This window comes from Oceanisphaera profunda (assembly GCF_002157895.1).
GTDB classification, from domain to species: Bacteria; Pseudomonadota; Gammaproteobacteria; order Enterobacterales; family Aeromonadaceae; genus Oceanimonas; species Oceanimonas profunda.
The window spans coordinates 3,020,522-3,041,164 of sequence record NZ_CP021377.1; the positions used below are offsets into that span (position 1 = coordinate 3,020,522).

General features: G+C 50.6%; 17 protein-coding genes. 8 read left to right on the forward strand and 9 right to left on the reverse strand.

Translation table 11 applies throughout. The features are described from left to right. Nucleotides 1–72 precede the first annotated feature (72 nt). From CBP31_RS13355 to CBP31_RS13365, 3 genes are all read left to right on the forward strand, one after another. Nucleotides 73–465 carry a YqcC family protein gene (locus CBP31_RS13355; RefSeq protein ID WP_087038100.1) on the forward strand — a complete coding sequence of 131 codons (393 nt, stop codon included), beginning with the start codon at nucleotides 73–75 and terminating at the stop codon, nucleotides 463–465. After that, complete coding sequence (gene truC, locus CBP31_RS13360) at nucleotides 462–1,277, forward strand: tRNA pseudouridine(65) synthase TruC (RefSeq protein ID WP_087038102.1); 816 nt, start codon at nucleotides 462–464, stop codon at nucleotides 1,275–1,277. Before CBP31_RS13355 ends, truC begins: the two co-directional genes overlap by 4 nt. Nucleotides 1,278–1,443: 166 nt before the next feature. Further along, nucleotides 1,444–1,884, forward strand: a complete 441-nt coding sequence (locus CBP31_RS13365; protein WP_087038104.1) for a flavodoxin — start codon at nucleotides 1,444–1,446, stop codon at nucleotides 1,882–1,884. A 170-nt stretch (nucleotides 1,885–2,054) separates the two neighbouring features. Here the strand turns inward: CBP31_RS13365 and CBP31_RS13370 are convergent, their stop codons facing one another. Beyond that, complete coding sequence (locus tag CBP31_RS13370; RefSeq protein WP_227875039.1) at nucleotides 2,055–3,041, reverse strand: diaminopimelate dehydrogenase; 987 nt, start codon at nucleotides 3,039–3,041, stop codon at nucleotides 2,055–2,057. 249 nt (nucleotides 3,042–3,290) lie between these two features. Beyond that, entirely contained in the window at nucleotides 3,291–4,121 is an 831-nt protein-coding gene (locus tag CBP31_RS13375) for a CvfB family protein (RefSeq protein WP_087038108.1), read from the reverse strand. 299 nt (nucleotides 4,122–4,420) lie between these two features. Here CBP31_RS13375 and CBP31_RS13380 point away from each other — a divergent pair, with 299 nt between their 5' ends. Both CBP31_RS13380 and CBP31_RS13385 read left to right on the forward strand, forming a co-directional pair. Then, a complete protein-coding gene (locus CBP31_RS13380; protein WP_087038110.1) occupies nucleotides 4,421–6,385 on the forward strand; it encodes an SLC13 family permease in 1,965 nt (654 codons plus the stop codon). Between the two features lie 106 nt (nucleotides 6,386–6,491). Continuing rightward, nucleotides 6,492–6,773 carry a DUF3081 domain-containing protein gene (locus CBP31_RS13385; RefSeq protein WP_087038112.1) on the forward strand — a complete coding sequence of 94 codons (282 nt, stop codon included), beginning with the start codon at nucleotides 6,492–6,494 and terminating at the stop codon, nucleotides 6,771–6,773. Between the two features lie 233 nt (nucleotides 6,774–7,006). Here CBP31_RS13385 and dbpA read toward each other — a convergent pair whose 3' ends face one another. From dbpA to cspD, 3 genes are all read right to left on the reverse strand, one after another. Next, nucleotides 7,007–8,383, reverse strand: a complete 1,377-nt coding sequence (gene dbpA / locus CBP31_RS13390; protein ID WP_087038114.1) for an ATP-dependent RNA helicase DbpA — start codon at nucleotides 8,381–8,383, stop codon at nucleotides 7,007–7,009. Nucleotides 8,384–8,560: 177 nt separating this feature from the next. Then, the gene (glnD, locus tag CBP31_RS13395) at nucleotides 8,561–11,191 is read right to left on the reverse strand and encodes a bifunctional uridylyltransferase/uridylyl-removing protein GlnD (protein WP_087038116.1); all 2,631 of its coding nucleotides are present in this window, start codon (nucleotides 11,189–11,191) and stop codon (nucleotides 8,561–8,563) included. A 279-nt stretch (nucleotides 11,192–11,470) separates the two neighbouring features. Continuing rightward, the gene (cspD, locus tag CBP31_RS13400; protein WP_087038118.1) at nucleotides 11,471–11,680 is read right to left on the reverse strand and encodes a cold shock domain-containing protein CspD; all 210 of its coding nucleotides are present in this window, start codon (nucleotides 11,678–11,680) and stop codon (nucleotides 11,471–11,473) included. A 480-nt stretch (nucleotides 11,681–12,160) separates the two neighbouring features. Here cspD and clpS point away from each other — a divergent pair, with 480 nt between their 5' ends. Further along, entirely contained in the window at nucleotides 12,161–12,484 is a 324-nt protein-coding gene (gene clpS / locus CBP31_RS13405) for an ATP-dependent Clp protease adapter ClpS (protein WP_087038120.1), read from the forward strand. A 48-nt stretch (nucleotides 12,485–12,532) separates the two neighbouring features. Next, nucleotides 12,533–14,788, forward strand: coding sequence for an ATP-dependent Clp protease ATP-binding subunit ClpA (gene clpA / locus CBP31_RS13410; RefSeq protein WP_087038122.1), 2,256 nt, complete (start codon nucleotides 12,533–12,535; stop codon nucleotides 14,786–14,788). A gap of 179 nt (nucleotides 14,789–14,967) precedes the next feature. Here the strand turns inward: clpA and infA are convergent, their stop codons facing one another. From infA to aat, 3 genes are all read right to left on the reverse strand, one after another. Beyond that, nucleotides 14,968–15,186, reverse strand: coding sequence for a translation initiation factor IF-1 (infA, locus tag CBP31_RS13415; protein WP_007419779.1), 219 nt, complete (start codon nucleotides 15,184–15,186; stop codon nucleotides 14,968–14,970). A 76-nt stretch (nucleotides 15,187–15,262) separates the two neighbouring features. Next, complete coding sequence (locus CBP31_RS13420) at nucleotides 15,263–15,970, reverse strand: arginyltransferase (RefSeq protein ID WP_169713026.1); 708 nt, start codon at nucleotides 15,968–15,970, stop codon at nucleotides 15,263–15,265. Beyond that, nucleotides 15,964–16,659: a leucyl/phenylalanyl-tRNA--protein transferase gene (gene aat / locus CBP31_RS13425; RefSeq protein WP_087038125.1), complete on the reverse strand. Its 696-nt coding sequence runs from the start codon at nucleotides 16,657–16,659 to the stop codon at nucleotides 15,964–15,966. Before aat ends, CBP31_RS13420 begins: the two co-directional genes overlap by 7 nt. Nucleotides 16,660–16,882: 223 nt before the next feature. On the opposite strand from aat, the gene dauA reads away from it, so the two are divergent. After that, nucleotides 16,883–18,607, forward strand: a complete 1,725-nt coding sequence (gene dauA, locus CBP31_RS13430; RefSeq protein ID WP_087038127.1) for a C4-dicarboxylic acid transporter DauA — start codon at nucleotides 16,883–16,885, stop codon at nucleotides 18,605–18,607. Between the two features lie 467 nt (nucleotides 18,608–19,074). Here the strand turns inward: dauA and trxB are convergent, their stop codons facing one another. Beyond that, nucleotides 19,075–20,028: a thioredoxin-disulfide reductase gene (gene trxB, locus CBP31_RS13435; RefSeq protein WP_087038129.1), complete on the reverse strand. Its 954-nt coding sequence runs from the start codon at nucleotides 20,026–20,028 to the stop codon at nucleotides 19,075–19,077. Nucleotides 20,029–20,643: the final 615 nt, after the last annotated feature.

The following is a 20,643-nucleotide window of genomic DNA, read 5'->3' on the forward strand; positions in this document are numbered from 1 at the left end:
CATAGGCGTCGATTATAGGGAGTCTGGGGGCAAGATGGTATAGTGGTCGGGTGTTTAAAGAGGACCTGCCCGATGCCCGTTGCGCCAACATACCCGTTAGATGTCACCACACAGCAAGTAGCTACTGTAGAATCAGCGACCATAAAAAGGTTACTCAATGCCATTGAAGCGGAGCTAAAGGCGCTGTCTTGGTGGCAAGATGCCCCACCCAACGCCAAGGCGCTGGCCAGCACGCTGCCGTTTGCAGTGGATACCTTGAGCTTGGCCCAGTGGCTCCAGTTTGTACTGTTGGCGCGCTTGCGCACCTTGTTGGCCAGCGGCCTGCCGTTGCCCGGTAAGATTAGCGTGTATCCCATGGCTCAAGAGAGCTTTGCCGGCGTAGTGGAAGACACAGGCGACCTAATCGAAGCCATTGCTCAGTTAGATGAAGCCTTGTCTGGCCAGTCAGTCGAGCGCCAAGCATGAATTCAGCAATTATCAACGCCAAGAGCTGCGAGCAGCATCCAGATGCGACGCTAAGCTCAGAACCTGATCCGCGCATAAACAGTAACCGAATAGACAATGGCATCGACATTATCTTTGAAGATGACAGCATAGTGGCCATCAATAAAGAGGCCGGTCTGTTAGTGCATCGTAGCTGGTTGGATAAAGGCGAGACGCGTTTTGCCATGCAGCTCACCCGTGATGCGGTGGGCTGTCATGTGTTTCCGGTACACAGACTGGACAGGCCAACGTCGGGCGTGCTGTTATTTGCCAAAAGCTCAACCGTGGCCCGCAGTCTGACCGAGGCCTTTACCGAGCATAAGGTAGTAAAGCAGTATTTAGCTGTGGTGCGCGGTTTTATGCCGCAGCAGGGTACATTGGACTATGCGCTTAGCTTTCAGCCAGATGCCATTGCCGATAAGTTTGCCGATGTGGATAAGCCCCCTCAAGAAGCGGTGACCCATTGGCAGAGCTTGGCCCAAATTGAGCTGCCGTTTGCAGTATCAAAAAAGCACGATACCAGCCGTTACAGCTTGGTGCGCTTAATGCCTGAAACTGGGCGCAAGCATCAGCTACGCCGCCATATGGCGCATTTATTTCATCCCATAGTGGGTGATACCAGTCACGGCGATGGGCGGCATAATCGATTTTTTCGCAGTCAATATGCCTGCGAACGCATGTTATTGCATGCTCAGAGCTTAGCGTTAACGCACCCTGTGACCGGTATGCCTTTGCTACTTGAGGCGAGCCTTGATCAGCAATGGCAGCGTATTATGAAAGCGTTTAACTGGTAGAGTCAGGGGCGACGATATCGGCGTGTGGCACATACTGTAGTAGCGCGCTTTAGCCGCTAAAACCTGCGCCGCAGGTTCTAATGCAGCAGTGCTACCCGAGCGGTGGTTATTTTTAACGTAAAGCGTACGGCGATATTTGATCGGTCTACATTTTTAAGGAGTATAAATGACGGCAATAGATATCATAGTGGGCAGCGTATATGGCTCGGCTATGTCGGTGGCAGAGAGCTTAGAAGAAGCGTTAATCGGTGCTGGCCATCAAGTGGTGTTGCATGAAGAGGCAGCGTTAGCAGACTTAAACCCCGCGCATTTTTGGTTAGTGGTGACGTCCACCACGGGGCAAGGCGAATTACCGGCAGATATCTTGCCGCTGTTTGAAGAGATACGGGCTAACAGCCCGCCCATGCCACAGTTACGTTATGCACTGGCCGCACTGGGCGACAGCAGCTACGAGCATTTTTGCGGTGGTGGCCGCCAGTTTAGTGACTTATTACAAGAACTGCAGGCCCAAGCGGTAACTGAGATGCTGACCGTTGATGCGGGTGAAACGCTGGATCCGGAAGTACCGGCGTTAGCGTGGTTAGCGAGTTTTATTTCGAAGATTTAATATTCAGCGTAAGCGCATCATGATGTGAGGTGTTAGGCGTAAAGAGTGAGGTAAGAGTGAGGCAAAGCCAGCACAAGCCGCCGTAACCTCAAAAAAAAGCACCGACCTTAATGGCTCGGTGCTTTTTTATTTTTAGCTAGGCGCTTGGTGCTGGGCGCCTGGCGCTAGTATTACAGCAGCTCTTTACGCAGCTCAGCCGGTGTCTTAGGAGACAACAAACCTGGGGCAACGTCGAGGACGGTTTTCGCACCGGTTTCACCTGCTTGATTCATCTTATAAGCGGCGCGGGCGTAAGCCACTAACACGCTAGAAGTAAACCCAGGGTTACTGCCCAGCTTTAACGAGAACTCCAACACTTGTTTAGCGTTGTCGCTGCCGCTTACGCCACTGCGAATAACAAAGCCGCCGTGGGGCATGCTGCTGTGCTGTTCGCTAAAGGTGTGTGCGTCAATAAAGTTCACGGTGGTGTCGTAGTCGGAGAAGTAATCCGGCATGTTGACGATGGTTGAGCGTACGGCTTCGGCATCGGCGCCGTCTGCTAATACGATAAAGCATTCGCGAGTGTGTTTCTCACGGGTACTCAGGGTAGGTTGTTCACCGTTACGTACTCGGGCCATTGCTGACTCTGAGGGAATTGTGTACTGCACGCCAGACTTAACGCCCGCTACGCGACGCACGGCATCTGAGTGACCTTGGCTTAAGCCTTTGCCCCAAAACGTATAGGTTTCGCCCACCGGTAAAATGGCTTCGCCATAGAGACGGTTTAACGAGAACAAACCTGGATCCCAACCTACTGACAAGAGCGCGACTTTGCCTGCGGATTTTGCTGGCGCATCGAGGGCGGTGAAATACTCAGGAATTTTAGCGTGGGTATCGAAGCTGTCGACGATATTAAATAAACCGGCTAACTGTGGGCCTTGCTCGGGCAAGTCTGACTTGGAGCCGCCGCATAACAGCAGCACATCGATGTCGTTTTGATATTGCTCGATGTCATCCATGGCATAAACGGGGACTGAGCTGTCGAGTAAGGTGACGCTCGCGGGATCGCGGCGGCTGAATACGGACACAAGACGCATGTCTGGACTTTGCTTAATGGCGGCTTCTGCACCACGGCCAAGGTTGCCATAGCCGGCAATGGCGATTCTAATCTGTGTCATCAATCAACCTTATTTGTTAGCTGCACTGGTTAACCAGACAGTATTTGTATGTATTTGCATAACTGAGCAAAAGTGACAAATGCAGTCTTATGGCAGCCTAATAGGGCGTAAAGATGATAAAACCTGTTACATTTCCATTGCTTGAAAGGCGGTAGCACCGCCTGTTTCTACCATCAGGCTGCATTTGTAACAGGGTCATACTAGCATTGAAATTACCGCGCTGCCTACCGCTAAGCGTGCGCATAGCTACTATTTAACGATACGAATGCCGCTGGCTTCAATCACTATTTGGCCTTGCTTATACAAGCCACCAATGGCCTTTTTAAAGGTGCCTTTACTGACGCCAAATAAGCGAAAAATAGTATCAGGATCGCTTTTGTCGCTGACTTGCATACTGCCACCGGCGCGCTCGAGCTTGTCGAGAATCAGGCCTGCTGCATCATCCACTTTGCCAGGGCCGGGTTTAAACAAGCTGAGGTCGATTTTACCGTCATCACGCATTTGTTTAACGTAGCCTTTGGTACTTAAACCCACCGGTAAACGACCGGAGATATCTGAGCGAAATAATAAGCCGCCAAACTGATTATCCACCACCGCCTTAAAACCTAACAGGGTCGGCTCGGCAATCAGTAAGTCCACTTCATCACCCTCGTTATAGGTGGGCAGCTCACGGCTGTAGAAACGGTCTAGCTTGCTACTGGCCACCATGCGGCCTTCGTGATCTAAATAGATAAACACCACGTAGTTACGGCCCACTTCCATGGGTTGTACTTGATTGCGCTCCGGCACAAAAATATCTTTTTTCATGCCCCAATCAAGAAAAGCACCCAGACGATTACTGGTCACTACTTTCAAGGTGGCAAATTGCTCAACTTTTGCCTTGGGCTGGTCGGTGGTGACCACAGGCTCAAGATCGGCATCCAGATAGATAAAAACGGCAATCTCATCACCAGGCTGACAGTTAGCCGGAAGCTGGCGTTTAGGGATAAAAGCCTCACCATAAGAATCGGCATCTAGCCAGCCGCCTTTATCATCTAAACGTATCAGAGGGAGGGTGTTGTTATCGCCAAGCTTGATCATGCTAATTACCGTTTTTATAAAAAACTGATTTTAGCCTGCCACGAGGCTAAAGACCACCATTGCACTTATGCAATGAATTCAGGCATTGCTCCTAGGGTTTGGCACCCCGTATTTCACGCGGTAGGCCGCCTGCAATAGCCCGAACACGAGCGCTGATTTATTGCCAAGGCGGGGTTGGGGACTGCTACACTGCAAAGGGCACATTTGAGTATTCAAAACCCCATTATTGTGTGATTCTAAACAGCCTAATATTCTGTAGTTAAGCCAGCTTTATAGCCCTCTAGTAGGAGCAAGACTCAATGGACTCAGCTCAAATCACCATTAGCATTATTTTATTGTGCACTGTATTGCTATTTTTATGGGGGCGTTGGCGCCATGACATGGTTGCGGCAGCGGCGCTGTTGGCCTGTGTGATCACCGGCTTAGTGCCTGCAGACTCGGCTTTTGATGGTATCAGTCATCCGGCGGTGATTAGCGTAGCGTGCGTATTAATCCTCAGTAAAGGCTTACAGAATTCCGGCGCCGTGGATGTGCTCACCCGCTTGTGTCTTCCGTCTAATGCGGGCCCCACCTTATCGATTGCCGCCTTAACTGCCTTGGGCGCATTTTTGTCTGCCTTTATGAATAACGTGGGCGCGCTGGCGCTATTGATGCCGGTGGCGATGCAAATGGCCCGGCGCCAGCAAATACCCACCGGTAAAGTGTTAATGCCGCTATCGTTTGGCACTATTTTGGGCGGTATGACCACCTTAATTGGTACCCCACCTAACCTGATTGTCTCGGGGTTTCGCCAAGCCAACGGCGATGGCAACTTCAGCATGTTTGATTTTACTCCCGTAGGCTTAGCAGTGGCCGGGGTAGGCGTGGCCTTTGTGGCCTTAATTGGTTGGCGGCTCGTGCCGGGGCGCAAGCAGGCGGGCGCAGACAGCTTTGACTCCGGTGCTTACATTACCGAGGCGCGGGTACCGGAGGGCAGTAAAGCGGTGGGCATGACCTTGCATGATATAGAGCTAGCACTCACCGAGGCGGATGCGCAGGTGTTGGGGTTAGTGCGCAACGAAGTGCGGGTGACCCCCCCTAGCCCTCGGCGTCGTACCCGTGCTGGCGATATCTTAATGCTAGAAGCGGAAGCAGAAACCCTATCCAGTGCTTTATCTAGCTTAGGGTTAAAGTTGGAAGAAGCGAAAGCCACGCGGGATGAGCGCGAAAAGCAGGAAAAAGAAAAAGAGAAAGAAAAGGAAAAAGAGAAACAAGCGAAAGAAAAAGCCAATGAACAAAACGGTAAGGTCCCTGCTGCTAAGGCTCAAGCGAGTAAGGCTCAAGAGCCGGCCGACATAGCATCGGTCGCTAAAGCCGATACAGACTCGGCTAAAGCGGAGTCGAGTGCTGACAGTTCGGCGGACAACGATGAGATTATCTTAAGCGAGTTAGTGGTGTTGCCGAGCTCCAGTTTGCTGGGGCGCACGGCGGCGGGCATTCAAATAAGAACCAGCTTTGGTGTTAACCTGTTGGCTATTTCACGCCAAGGCAATAGATCCGTGAAGCGGCTGCGCGCCCAGCCATTTCGGGCCGGTGATTTATTAATGGTGCAAGGCGGGCCTGAGGCGATTTCTGAATTTGCGTCTAGCACCGGCTGCGTGCCATTAGCGGAGCGCGAACTGCGCATTCCTAACAAACGCATGGCGGTGATGGCCACCATTATTATGGGGGTGTCGGTGGCTATCGCCGCCTTGGGTATTTTACCGACGGCGGTGGCCTTTGCCGCAGGCGTATTGGCCTCCATGATAGTGCGTACCGTGCCGCCACGCGCCGTGTACAACGCCGTCGATTGGCCGGTAATTATCTTGCTCGGAGCCTTAATTCCGGTGGCTCAAGCCATGGAAAGCAGCGGTACGGCAGGTTTAATTGCTAATGTGCTGCTTAATCAGCTGGCTCAAGGTCATGCGGTGGTCGCCTTGGTGTTGATCTTGGTGGTCACCATGAACCTCTCGGATCTGATGAATAATGCCGCCACCGCGGCTGTGATGTGCCCGATCGCCATTGGCACCGCGAATCAGTTAGGGGTAAACGTGGATCCGTTTTTAATGGCGGTGGCGGTAGGCGCATCGTGTGCCTTTTTAACGCCCATTGGTCATCAGAATAATACCCTGATCTTAGGGCCCGGCGGCTTTAAGTTTGGTGATTACTGGCGCTTAGGTTTACCGCTAGACCTGTTAGTTATACTGGTAACTATTCCTATGTTACTTTGGGTATGGCCTTTGTAAGCGAGATAAATATTGCCATAAGTCTTACGCCGTACCTTAAAGCAAGTATCAGCTTGCTTAGCAGATAACCTACGGCGTAAGACGTGAGTTAACTTAGGAGGTAGGCATGGAAAATGAATTGAATAACAAAGTGGTATTAGAAGTATTCGATAAAATTCGCAACCACGGCGAGCCCTATGAAGATGGTCATATACTAGAAGGCATTATCGCCAGCAGTGACTTTGATGGTTACAGCGTGCTGTTATCAGGCAGTGGTGTGACCTTGCAGCTGAACTTTCACCAAAGTTATAAATTTGACTACGCGAGTGAAAAGCTCAAAGCGCAGTTTATGGACAAGATTGATTACATACACCGTAACTACAATAACCGCAGCGCCAGCAGCGAGTAGTCGCAAACGCCTAACGCAGTGCTTCTGCGGTAATTCATGCGCACATAAAAAAGCACCGAGCTGATAAGACTCGGTGCTTTTTTGTATTTTTAATTTCTAGCTTCTCGTCTTTTTGATTCACTCTTGTGAGCTTTCAAGTGACGTTTTGCTGTGCAAAATCAGCCGACTAACGCGGCTTCTACCGACTAGAAATTACATCTTTTATGCTTGGCGCTTCACGTTCAATTGATCAGTTAGATCTGACGTACTTTAACGATACGACCTTTGATTTTGCCTTGCTGCAGGTGCTTCAGCGCCTGCTTGGCGACGTCTTTGTGCACGGCCACATAAGACTGCATTTCTGAGATATTAATCTTGCCTACTTGGTCGCCTTTAATGCCGGCTTCGCCAGTTAAGGCACCGAGAATATCGCCGGCACGAATTTTACTCTTACGACCACCGGCAATGTTTAAGGTCACCATGTCCGGCTGCAGCGGTGGGGTATTGCTGTTCAGTTCAGCCAGCGTTCCCTGCACGATAGTCGCGTTTTGATATTCTTCTATCAAGTGCACGCGGTACGCTTCTTGCGGGCTGTACAAGCTCAACGCCAAACCTTGCTGACCGGCGCGGCCAGTACGACCCACGCGGTGCACGTGCACTTCGGGATCTTGGGTAATGTCGTAGTTAATGACCGCCGCCAGCTCTTTAATGTCCAAGCCACGGGCGGCTACGTCAGTGGCCACCAGAATATTAGCGCTACCATTGGTAAAGCGGATCAGTACCTGATCGCGCTCTCTTTGCTCAAGGTCACCGTTAAGCGCTAATGCAGCAAAGCCTAATTCCGTTAAGTGGTCTGCCACTTCTTGGCAGGCGCGCTTGGTATTACAAAACACTACCGCCGAGCGCGGCGCATAATGGGCCAATAAGGTGGCCAATGCTTGCTTTCGCAAATGCGGCGACACTTCAAATAGCAATTGCACTATGGTGTCGGCGCGATTTTCATCGGCCACCGAAACGCGCTCAGGGTTTTGCTGTAAACCGCGGCTTAAATCGGCGATACCATTTGGATAGGTGGCTGAGAACAATAAGGTTTGGCGAGCTTTGGGGGCATACGCCACTACTTGCTCAATGTCATAGGCAAAACCCATGTCCAGCATGCGGTCAGCTTCATCCAACACCAAGGTATTGAGATGATCTAAGTGCAAGCTGCCTTGCTCTAAGTGCTTAAGCATGCGCCCTGGCGTGCCCACTACAATGTGTGCGCCAAACTCTAACGAGGCAGTTTGCGCCGAGGTGGGCGAGCCACCACAAAGCACCACTAGCTTTACGTTAGCCATGGCGCGCGCTAAACGACGCAGCTCTTGAGCTACCTGATCCGCCAGCTCACGAGTGGGGCAAATGACCATGGTTTGCACGGCCAAGTGGTTGACGTTTAAGCGTGCCAGCAACGCCAAGCCAAAGGCCACGGTTTTACCGCTACCCGTACTGGCCTGAGCAATCACGTCTTTGCCGTTTAACATCAATGGCAAACTTTGCGCCTGAATGGGCGTCATGCGCGTGTATTCAAGGCTAGTAAGGTTGTCGACGAGGGCTGGGTCCAGCGACAGGGTAGAAAATTCGGTTTGGGTCACAAAGAAACTCTTATGTTTAAAATAGAAAATGAAAATACAGGGGATTGAAAAATACTGGTGCGCTAAGGCGGGCTCTCATAATAGCAGAAAACCCGATAGCGTGTTGTTTTTTGCTGCAAATCAACACCCAGCGGCGAGCGTTAAGCGCCAACACAAGGCATACGGCGGTAGGCGGAGTTATTCCGCCTCTACTTGCTTGAGCTCCGCCACTATTTTTACGCGCAGCTCAGCCTGTTGTAGCTCTGTTAAAGGCTGATTGTCGGCATTGGTTAGACTAAAAAAGTCTTCTACGCGCTCGCCGATAGTAGTGATTTTTGCCGCGTGTAAATTTAACTGCAGTTGGCTAAACACATTACCAATGCGCGCCAATAAGCCAGGGGTATCGAGGGCTATCAGCTCCATTAGGCTGCGTTTATGGGTGCGTTTTGGGTGCAAAAAATTTACCTCAGTGGCCACGGTAAACTCCCGATGGCGCCGCGAGGGCGGGCGAATACGAATTAACGGCGCCTGGCTGCTTTCTAGAGTGTCCGTTAAGCGCTGACACAGCTCGGCAAGGCGGTCGCCGCTGACCGGTTGGCCATCGGGCTCGAGCACGATAAAGGTATCCAGCGCATAACCGTCTTTTGAGGTCATGATCTGCGCATCATGGATGTTAAGATTTTTTTGATCCAAGGCCGCCGCCACTCGGCCAAATAAGTTTGGGGAGTCTTGGCAATAAATAAACAGCTCGCTGCCGCCACGTCCCGGTTGTTGGCTAATTTGCACCAAGGGCCCAGGATTATCGGCGTGAGCCAAAATATGGCGACTGTGCCAGGCAATTTGTTCTGGGGTATGACGCAAAAAATAATCGGCGGTAAAACGCGCCCATAAGGGTTTAATTTGCGCTTCTGTGGTGTCCAGTTGCAATAATATTTGGCGTGCTTGGCGCTGGTTTTCGCGAATCGTTAAGCGCAGATCCGGTGGGTTCTCTAGCCCTTGGCGCAAGGCTTTTTGGGTTGAGAAGTACAGCTCGCGCAGCAGGCTGCCTTTCCAGTCATTCCACAAATTATCGTTAGTGGCACAAATATCCGCCACCGTTAGCGCATATAAATAGTCGAGTCGAATTTCATCTTTTACTTGGCTGGCAAACTCGCTGATCACCTCTGGGTCATAAATATCCCGGCGTTGAGCGGTGACCGACATCAACAGATGCTGGCGCACTAACCACACCACCAAACGGGTGTCGGGCTTGCTTAGTTGGTGTAATTCACAAAATTCCTGAGCATCAATGGCGCCCAGCTCGGAGTGGTCACCACCACGGCCCTTGGCAATATCGTGAAACAAGGCGGCTATGTTGAGTAGCTCAGGCTTGCGCAAGCGATTACAAATATCGAAACATAAGGGATGGCTACGCTTGGCATCGCCATGATGAAAGCGATAAATATTTTTTAATAAACGGTGGGTATGTTCATCCACCGGATAGGCATGAAACATATCAAATTGCATTTGGCCGACAATTTTTTGCCACTGGGGCAGGTAGGCGGCCAAAATACCGTAGCGATGCATCAAGGTTAAGGCTAAGCCGCAGCCTTGATGATGGCGCATGAGCATCATAAAAAAGCGTCGGCATTCGGCATGATCCCATAAGAAGCCGGGTAAATCGCGCCGTGCGTCTCTCAGCAAACGCAGCGTGCTGGAATAAATACCGGTGATCTGGGGATGCAGTGCGATGTGATAAAACAACCGCATAATGGCCGCCGGTTGTGCCATAAATAATTCAGGGTTGATCACATCAATTAAGGTACCGCGCAGGCGAAACTCAGGCGTGAGGTTTCTGACATCCATGGCGATATGGCCGAGAATCGCTTCATCAAACAGCTGCAATAGCATTTCGTTGAGCTCTTGGACACGGCGCACGGTTTGATAAAAGCGCTTCATCATTTGCTCTATGGGCTCGTTGCCTTCGCCCGCATATCCGAGTGAGGTAGCCACGGCCCGCTGCCTGTCAAACAACAGCCGATTATCGGTTCTGTGGGTGGCCATGTGCAGGGCAAAGCGCAGCTTCCATAAGAAGTTCTGACTATCGAGCAGCTCCAGATATTCGTCTTGAGTTAAAAAATCGTGGCTGACCATTTCATGCAAGGTGGTGGCACCAAAATGGCGACGGGTAACCCAGCTAATGGTCTGAATATCGCGCAAACCGCCGGGGCTGCATTTAATATCCGGCTCTAATTTATAGCTGGTGTCTTGATATTGTTGATGGCGAGCAATTTGCTCTTGCCGTTTGGCTTCAAAAAAGGCTTGGCTGGACCAAAATTTATCCGGCTCTGTGGCAGAGGTTAACTCGGCAAAAGTATGGTAACAGCCGGTTACCAGTCTCGCTTCAATCAGATTGGTGGCGATGGTGAGATCTTGCTCGCCTTGGCTAATACATTGCGCCACTGAGCGCACACTGTGGCCCACCTCGAGGCGCAAGTCCCACAGCATGGTAATAAAGCGACCGATCCGCTCATTGATCCCTTGATTGGCACTGTCTTCACAGAGAATTAATAGGTCGATATCTGAGTAAGGGTGCAGCTCACCACGGCCATAGCCGCCCACGGCCACGAGCGCAATCCCCAGGTCTTTATCCAGGCCCATGTGTTGCCAAAGGCCGGTAAGCAGTTGGTCCATGTGCTGGGAGCGCGTCACCACCAGCTCAAAGATGTCGTCACCGGCTTTAAAGCGATTCTCTAGCCAGAGCTGCAGTTCAGCTAACATGGCTTTACAGATAGGCAGCGTGAGCTCAGCGGGGTCGAACAGGGCGGGCGCTAACAGCGAATGACTCATCACGGCCATCTCCTTTACAAATGAATCGAATAAGGCGTAATGCTACCCCTTACACTATACGTTCACACAACCCCGTCTTTTATAGAGGCCATCTTTAGTCGGCCGGGGGCGCGCAGCGAAATTTTTTTTGTAGTCCCACGCTGTGGTTCTGCAAAGCAGCATGTTTGGCTTTGGCTCGTTCTCTTCACGCTGCACCCCTCACTTTTCACCCTTACGTATAAAAACAATAAAGGCGCCGTAGCGCCTTGATCGTGAGATACTGAGTATCCGTGCTTATTATTATTCGCCCGCAGATCTAATGCTAACTGCATGATTTCCTTTTGGGCCTTGTTCAATTTTATATTGTACCAACTGGCCCGCTTTGAGGGTTCTATATCCATCCATCTCAATGGTGGAGAAATGTGCGAACACATCATCACCGCCGTCCTGTGGGCAGATAAAGCCAAATCCCTTAGCATTATTAAACCACTTCACCGTACCGGTTGTCATACTCTTGCATCCCTTATGCTCAAACATCCTAAACAACGTGATTCGTTTATTAGGGCCGTACTACTCAGATGAGTATTCGGCCACAAATTCACTGTCACTATCGGCCTATGCTCGTTGCTTATACTAGCTGCCCCTTACTACCGGGCTATTACTACCTGCATCTCAATACAGGTGAAGCTTTGCCGAGTGCGACCATTATAGTATTAAGCGCATACCTGCCTTAATCAATAGTGACGCAAGTCCACTTTAAACAAAGGCTTAACTGAGTCAAGCCTTTGTTTAGCGCTTCACAATGCTGAACTAAGACAGTTGACAGCTACTCCATACGCGCTAGTGTGAAGGAAAGACACTCTAAACAGTTCCTGATATCCTGAGGGTACGATACGAGCCAAGGCCGTGGATTTTAAGGGTGTTAATGTCAGTAACTAGGGCATAGCGCAATCAGGAACTGTGATTTAGAGTGATGGTTAGAGTAACGATATGAGCAGGAGTACGCATCAGACTGATGGTGACCTATTAAAAGACAAAGAGGTGGAAGAAATTGCGCTGCAACCCCCTCCTATGTACAAGGTCATCTTGAACAATGACGACTACACGCCCATGGAATTTGTGGTGGAGGTGCTACAGCGATTTTTCGCCATGGATGAGGATAAAGCCACCCAAGTTATGATGGCCGTCCATTATCAAGGTAAAGGGGTCTGCGGTCGGTTTACGGCAGAAATAGCAGAAACCAAAGTAGCACAAGTCAACCAATACGCCCGGCTACATGAACATCCGTTGTTGTGTAGCATGGAGCAAGAATAAGTAAATACCCGCCGCAACGGGACACCGAAGTTTTTAGGGGAGGTGCCTATGTTGAACAAAGATCTTGAGAGCACGTTGAATGATGCGTTCAATGACGCGCGCCGTGCTCGCCACGAGTTCATGACGGTGGAGCACCTGCTACTCGCGTTGTTGAATAATCCTGCAGCCAAAGAAGCGTTAATCGCCTGTGGTGCTGAGCTTGAGCAGTTGCGCCGCGAAACGCAGTTGTTTATCGAGCAAACCACGCCCTTGTTACCGGTTGGCGATGTAGAGATTGAAACCCAGCCTACTTTGGGTTTTCAGCGAGTCTTACAACGCGCGGTTTTTCATGTGCAATCGTCTGGTAACGCCGAAGTTACCGGCGCCAATGTGCTGGTTGCTATTTTTAGCGAGCAAGAGTCACAAGCGGCCTACTTGCTGAAAAAAATTCAAATCAGCCGCTTAGATGTGGTGAACTTCTTATCCCATGGGGTGCGTAAAGACGAGCAGCCCGAAGATAAAGCAGCTTCATCCCAAGACGATGGCAGTGAAGAGGCGGCCAGCAACCAAACCGAAGGCTTTGTGATTAACCTCAACCAATCGGTGAAAGACGGTCGCATCGACCCCTTAATTGGTCGCGAGCAAGAGGTGAGTCGTGCCATTCAAGTGTTGTGTCGTCGCCGTAAAAATAACCCACTGCTGGTGGGTGAGGCAGGGGTGGGTAAAACCGCCATTGCCGAGGGCTTAGCCTATCGTATCGTGCATGGCGATGTGCCGGAGATCATGGCCGACAATATTATTTATTCCCTCGATATGGGCGCACTGTTGGCCGGTACTAAATACCGAGGTGATTTTGAGAAGCGTTTTAAAGCGCTGCTTAAACAGTTTGAAAAACAGAAAGGCGCGATTCTGTTTATCGATGAAATTCACACCATTATCGGTGCCGGTGCGGCTTCTGGTGGACAGCTGGATGCGGCCAATCTTCTAAAACCCATGTTGTCTAGCGGCCAAATTCGCTGCATGGGCTCCACTACCTATCAGGAATACAGCCAGATTTTTGAGAAAGACCGTGCCTTGGCTCGTCGTTTTCAGAAAATCGATATTCCAGAGCCGTCCGTGGAAGACACCACCAAAATCTTAATGGGCTTGAAAAGCCGTTATGAAGCCCATCACGACGTGCGTTACACCACTCCGGCCATTAAAGCGGCGGCGGAGCTATCAGCCAAATACATCAACGATCGTCATTTGCCCGATAAGGCCATTGATGTGATTGATGAGGCGGGTGCAAGAATCCGCATGCTGCCGCCCTCTAAGCGCAAGAAGACCATAGGCGTGAGTGACATCGAGGCCATAGTGGCCAAGATTGCGCGCATTCCAGAAAAGTCTGTCTCTAGCTCTGATAAAGAAGCCCTGAAGACGCTGGAGTCCAAGCTGAAGATGGTAGTGTTTGGCCAAGACAAGGCCATAGAAGTACTGACCGACGCCATTCGCTTGAGTCGCTCAGGCCTTGGCAACGAGAAGCGCCCCATTGGCTCCTTCTTGTTTGCCGGGCCCACAGGTGTGGGTAAAACCGAGGTCACTCAGCAGCTGGCGCGGGTGCTGGGCATAGAGCTGGTGCGCTTTGATATGTCTGAGTATATGGAAGCACACACGGTATCCCGTTTGATTGGTGCGCCGCCCGGCTACGTAGGTTATGAGCAAGGGGGTCTGTTGACCGATGCGGTAATTAAGCACCCGCACGCGGTAGTGCTGCTTGATGAAATCGAAAAAGCGCACTCGGATGTGTTTAACCTGTTATTGCAGGTAATGGATAACGGCACGCTAACCGATAACAGCGGACGCAAAGCGGATTTTCGCAATGTGATTTTAGTGATGACCACCAACGCCGGCGTACAACAAACCGTGCGCCAATCCATTGGTTTTCAGGAGCAAGACAATAGTCCGGATGCCATGATTGAAATCAACCGTACCTTTGCCCCTGAGTTTCGTAACCGACTCGACCATATTATGTGGTTTAACCACTTGGATATGGCGGTTATTTATCAGGTGGTGGATAAGTTTATTGTGGAGCTGCAAGCCCAGCTTGATGCGAAAGGCGTATCGATGGAGGTCAGCGAACCCGCAAGAGCTTGGTTAGCTGAGCAGGGGTATGATAAGTCGATGGGGGCAAGGCCCATGGGCCGAGTGATACAAGAACAGCTGAAAAAGCCGCTGGCCAACGAGTTGCTGTTTGGCGAACTGGTTGCTGGCGGCTCGGTTAAGGTCACCTTGCAAGACAACAAACTGCATTTTGACTATCAGTCGGAAGCCTCTTTGGCTCATTAACGCCACTGCTGTGCTTACAGCCACTTAATGCCAATAGGCCCGCCACCTTAAACGAGGGGCGGGCCTATTTTTATTCAAGAGGCGCAGGCCAACAGAACAGAAGTGAGCAAAGCACCCAAACGTTAAACAGCAGGCGTCAGTAATGAGCCTTTAACCTTTGGGTGTCACTGGCGAACGGATTAACGAGCGCGGAAGACGATGCGTCCTTTTGACAGATCGTATGGGGTTAGCTGCACGGTAACTTTGTCACCGGTCAGGATACGAATATAGTTTTTGCGCATCTTGCCAGAGATGTGAGCAGTAACCACGTGGCCATTTTCTAGCTCAACGCGAAACATAGTGTTCGGCAGGGTATCCAAAATGGTCCCTTGCATTTCAATACTGTCTTCTTTAGCCATTGAGTCCTCTTGTTAACGCAGGCAATAAAAGCGGCCGAAATGATGGCAGATTTCGGCCTCACTGTAAAGTTTCCGCTCAGTCTTTCATCCCGTGCCAAGTTCCGGCAATGAGTCGCTGATGGGGGCGGAAGTGTTGTTTATAATTCATTTTTGCACATTCATCCACCTGATAACCCAGATAAAGCCATTGTTTGGCTGTTTTTTGCGCTATCTTGAGCTGCGTTAACACAGCAAAGGTGCCCAGTGAGCGGTGCGCTAACGCCGGTTCAAAAAAAGTGTACATGGCGCTCATCGACTGGCTTAAGGTGTCGGTGACTGCCACCGCCACTAACTTTTTCTCCAGCCTAAATTCAATAAAAGTCGGTGGCAACCAATCACAAAGCACAAAGCCCTCATATTGGCCATGGCTGGCCGGATACATGGCGCCGTCAAGGTGGCGTTGATTAATATAGCGCTGATAAAGCTCAAAGTATGCGGGATGGTCGCTGTCACTGACGGTAATCTCTATATCGCGATTATTGCGGGCAATGCGTTTTTGACTACGGGTCGGCGCAAAGTGCGCCACATCAATGCGCAACGATTGGCAGGCGGTGCAGCCCTGACAATGAGGCCGATAAATATCACTGCCGCTGCGGCGAAAGCCAGCACTGAGCAGTTGTTCGTAATCTTGAGCGTTAAGCCGGTTTTTATCCAGCAGCACCAATAATTGCTCTTGTTGCTGAGGTAAATAACTGCAGGCGTGAGGCGGAGTTAATCCCACCTTAAGGTTCACTTCTTTCATAATGTTAATTCACCCGGTTGCCAACAGCCTTCACGCAGCGGTAGGCGTTGTAATGCCTGCAGTTTAGATAAGAAGTCATCTCTGTGCCACGTATGCACCCCTAAGCTCATTAGATGCGGGTTAGGCAGCTGACAGTCTACTAAGGTGCCGCCATAGCGGCTAAAGTGGCGGCATAGCGCCAGCATGGCTAATTTAGAGCCGTTATCGACCAAATGGAACATAGACTCGCCACAAAATAGCTGGCCAAGATTAATGCCATACAAACCGGCGACTAAGGTATCGCCTTGCCATACCTCAATGGAGTGGGCATGACCCGCCTGATGAAGTTGGCAATAGGCGGCTTCAATGTCTCGGGTGATCCAAGTGCCTTCTTTATGCTCGCGTAATTGGCGGCAATGGCGGATCACCTCAGCAAAGGCGGTATTGATGGTCAAACGATAAGGCGCGCGTTTGGCAAGCTTTGCCAGGCTGCGACTCACATGCAAATCATCAGGGGCGATCACGGCGCGGGGATCCGGAGACCACCACAGCAAGGGCTGGTCTTCTTCAAACCAGGGGAAAATACCCATGCTATAGGCCAGCAGCAGTCGGTCTGGGCTTAAATCACCGCCAATGGCTAATAAACCATTGGGGTCTTGCAGCGCTTTGTCAGGGTGGGGGAACCACAATTTGTTATCTAGTAATGTCAGCATGCCGTTAACCGTTACTCTTTATCAATGTGCTTGTTTAAGTGCTTTCGCCAGTTTGAGTCATTTTTATGCAGGTGTTCATAAATTCACTGACGCACTTTAGGTGGGCGCTGTGCTGTTGTGCGTTGCGTTTCAAACTGTGCCTTATATTACCATTGAATGAATAATGAATGAGCATATACTCTAAATGATAACCTTATAGTTATTGTGTATTTAGGAGGCTAGGATGGCGCATCGGGCACACTTGTTTTCGTTACGGATTGGCCATGCGCTGCGTGAAAGTTGCTTATCGGAACCCTATGGCCGCCAGCGTTTACTAAAAGATGTATTAGCCGGTATTACGGTGGGCATCATTGCTATTCCTCTGGCCATGGCGTTGGCGATTGCCAGTGGGGTGGCACCGCAATATGGACTTTATACGGCCATTATTGGCGGTTTTATTATTGCGCTCACTGGGGGCTCGCGCTTAAGTATTTCAGGCCCCACCGCCGCCTTCGTGGTGATTTTATATCCCATCGCCCAGCAATATGGCTTAGGTGGCCTGTTATTGGCCACAGTGATGTCGGGATTAATCTTGATAGGTTTGGCGCTGATCCGTCTTGGGCGCTTAATTGAATATATTCCTGCTTCCGTGACCTTAGGTTTTACCGGCGGCATCGGGGTGGTGATTGCCACCTTACAGTTAAAGGATTTTTTAGGTCTGACCGAGCTGCAGATGCCGGCGCATTATCTAAGCAAGGTGTCTGCTCTCGTGCACGCCGTACCTCATTTTTATGGGCCCAGCGTGATAGTCGCCTTGCTAACGTTGGCCATTATGTTGCTCTGGCCCAAGCTAAAGCTTGGTGTGCCCGCCCATTTACCGGCGGTGATCTTGGCCAGTGTGCTCACTTGGTTACTGAATAGCCAAGGGCTTGAGATAGCTACCATTAGCAGTCAGTTTAGTTATGTGCTGGCAGACGGCAGCAGTGGGCAAGGCATTCCGCCGGTGTTGCCGCAGTTTATTTGGCCTTGGCTGCAACCCGGACCCGATGGTGGGGTGTTAGTGCTGGATTGGAGCTTGCTGCAAGCCTTATTACCCGCAGCCTTTGCTATCGCCATGCTGGGGGCGATTGAGTCGCTACTTTGTGCCGTAGTGTTAGATGGCATGACGGGCAAGCGTCACAGCGCCAATAGCGAGCTGTTAGGCCAAGGTATCGGCAATATAGTGGCGCCGCTTTTTGGTGGTATTACCGCCACTGCTGCCATTGCGCGCTCGGCGGCTAATTTTAAAGCCGGTGGCCAAACACCGGTGTCGGGCATGGTGCACGCACTGGTGGTATTGGCAGCCTTAGTCTTGCTGGCACCCATGTTGGCCTACGTGCCCATGCCGGCCATGGCCGCATTATTGATGGTGGTGGCGTGGAGCATGAGTGAAGCACACAAGGCATTGCGCTTGATTAAAACCGCGCCTGTGGGTGATGTGTTGGTATTTTTTACCTGTTTCTCGCTGACCATTTTATTCGATATGGTGATTGCCATTACAGCGGGTATTTTGGTGGCCGCCGTGCTGTTTATGCGCGATATTGCTGAGATGACGCGGGTGACGGATATTTCAGCTAGCAGCCGATTTAGTGCTTCGCCGCTGCCAGTCGGCTGGTCGGTGTATAAGATCAACGGCCCGTTATTTTTTGCCGCTGCCGATAGGGTATTTAGCGAGTTAGCCGGTTTATGCCGTGAGCAAAAGGGCGTAATTTTGTATCTAGACGCCGTGTCTATTTTGGATGCAGGCGGCCAAGCGGCGTTAAGTGGTTTTGTCACCCACTGCCAGCAACAAAATATTGAGGTCATAGTGGCCGACGTGCAATTTCAGCCGCTAAAAACCTTGGCCCGCGCCGGCGTACAGCCCATTCCTGAGGTGTTATCTTTTTATCCCACCTTACAAGAAGCGCTCGCGCAGGTGAGTCAGCGGTAGAAGTGAAGGAATACAGCGCCGAGCGCCCAGCACCAAGCTAAAAGCTGAGCCTCAATATTCTGAATGCACGGAAAAATAGGCATAAAATCTGAAAGGGATTTTGATGGTTAGGGCGGGCGCTTGTAGGCGAACACTTGTTCTCGCATTTCGCCGAAGGCGGAACGGTTTTAGGCTTAGTGCATCAGCACCTGCTATGCCGGATTACACGGCTAAAGTATGTACCTAGATTCGTGCAATACGCAGACTGCGGCGCGGTTGGATATTGTTTAGTTTTACTGCGTAAAACCGGCCGACTAAAGATGGCCTCTACAATCGTGCAATATGTGAATGTTGGTGCGGTTGGTCTTTGTTTTGTGTTTAGCTCGGTGCTGTATTCTCCCTTCACTTTTCACTCATCACAGTGTCAGATCAAAAACGGCGCCGTATCTAGGGCGCCGTTGTTTGCTGCTAGCTTAGTGTTGAATCGCTTACTTCAAGCCATCCAAGTAGCGCTCGGCGTCCAGCGCGGCCATGCAGCCGGTGCCGGCTGAGGTAATGGCTTGACGATAGATATGATCCATCACGTCGCCGGCGGCAAATACGCCCTCGATGCTGGTTTGGGTGGCATTGCCTTGTAAACCGGATTGCACCTTAAGGTAGCCGTTCTCCATATCCAGCTGATCGATAAACATGCTGGTGTTGGGCTGATGGCCGATGGCGATAAAGACCCCAGCCAGTGCTAATTCTTCTTCGCTACCGGTTTGGGTATCTTTTAAGCGCACACCCGTCACGCCCATGTTGTCGCCCAACACTTCTTCTAGGGTGCGGTGAGTATGCAGAATAATGTTGCCGTTATTAACCTTGTCCATTAAACGGTCAATAAGGATTTTCTCCGAGCGAAATTCGTCACGGCGGTGCACTAAATGTACTTCAGCGGCAATATTTGACAGATAGAGAGCTTCTTCTACTGCAGTATTACCGCCGCCAATCACGGCGACTTTTTGGTTACGGTAGAAGAAACCATCACAAGTGGCACAAGCTGAGACACCGCGACCTTGAAACGCTTCTTCAGAAGGTAACCCTAAGTACTTAGCCGAGGCGCCGGTGGCGATAATCAGCGCGTCGCAGCTATAGGTAACACTGTCACCTTTTAATTGAAATGGGCGCTGGCTTAAGTCCACACTGTTGATGTGATCAATCAGTATCTCTGTTTCAAAGCGCTCTGCATGGGCCTTCATGCGCTCCATTAAGGCGGGGCCGGTCAATCCTTCGGGATCGCCTGGCCAGTTTTCCACGTCTGTGGTGGTGGTCAGCTGACCACCTTGCTGAATACCGGTAACCATTACGGGATTAAGGTTGGCGCGGGCCGCGTAGACGGCGGCGGTATATCCTGCAGGACCGGATCCTAAGATCAGCAGTTTTGCATGTTTTGCTTGGCTCATTTGTTTCTCCAACCTGAGAGTAGGCAGATAATAGTGGCTCGATTGTAGGGGATAGCCGAAAGGGAATAAAGTACCACAGCTGGCCGCTCTGTGCAGCGAGACTAGCGCTAAGCCGCCAAAGGGCGTAGACGATGCTACTGCAATCGGCAAGCTGGAGTTAGAGCGACCGGTAGTTCGGGTTAGAACGAATAGTTATGCAATATAACTAAAAATTAAGCCTCGCTTGAATATCATTAATAAGTTAATGCGCAATAAACAGTAATAAAGTGGATTGTTTGACCAATAAAGCTGTTATTGGTGCTGAAATAGTTAATTATATCAATGGCGGCTTATTTGTTGAGCTAATGCCCTGTGGCTGATGAAAGCGAGTTGAACGGATAAAACAGTTGTTAAATGGTTATTTTAGAGGTAAAACAAACGTATATGCTATCTGTTAGCTACTTAGCATGTTAAGATACTGAAAGATATGCTGTAATAGATAATCGCTTTTTCTATGTATTTATCTGTTTTCTACATTGCGAGATGGCGACGGCACCTGCTGGGTGACCAGGAGATACAGTGCTGCTAAAGGCAGACTGAATCCAATATTAGCCTGCCGTTTTGTGCCATGCAGTC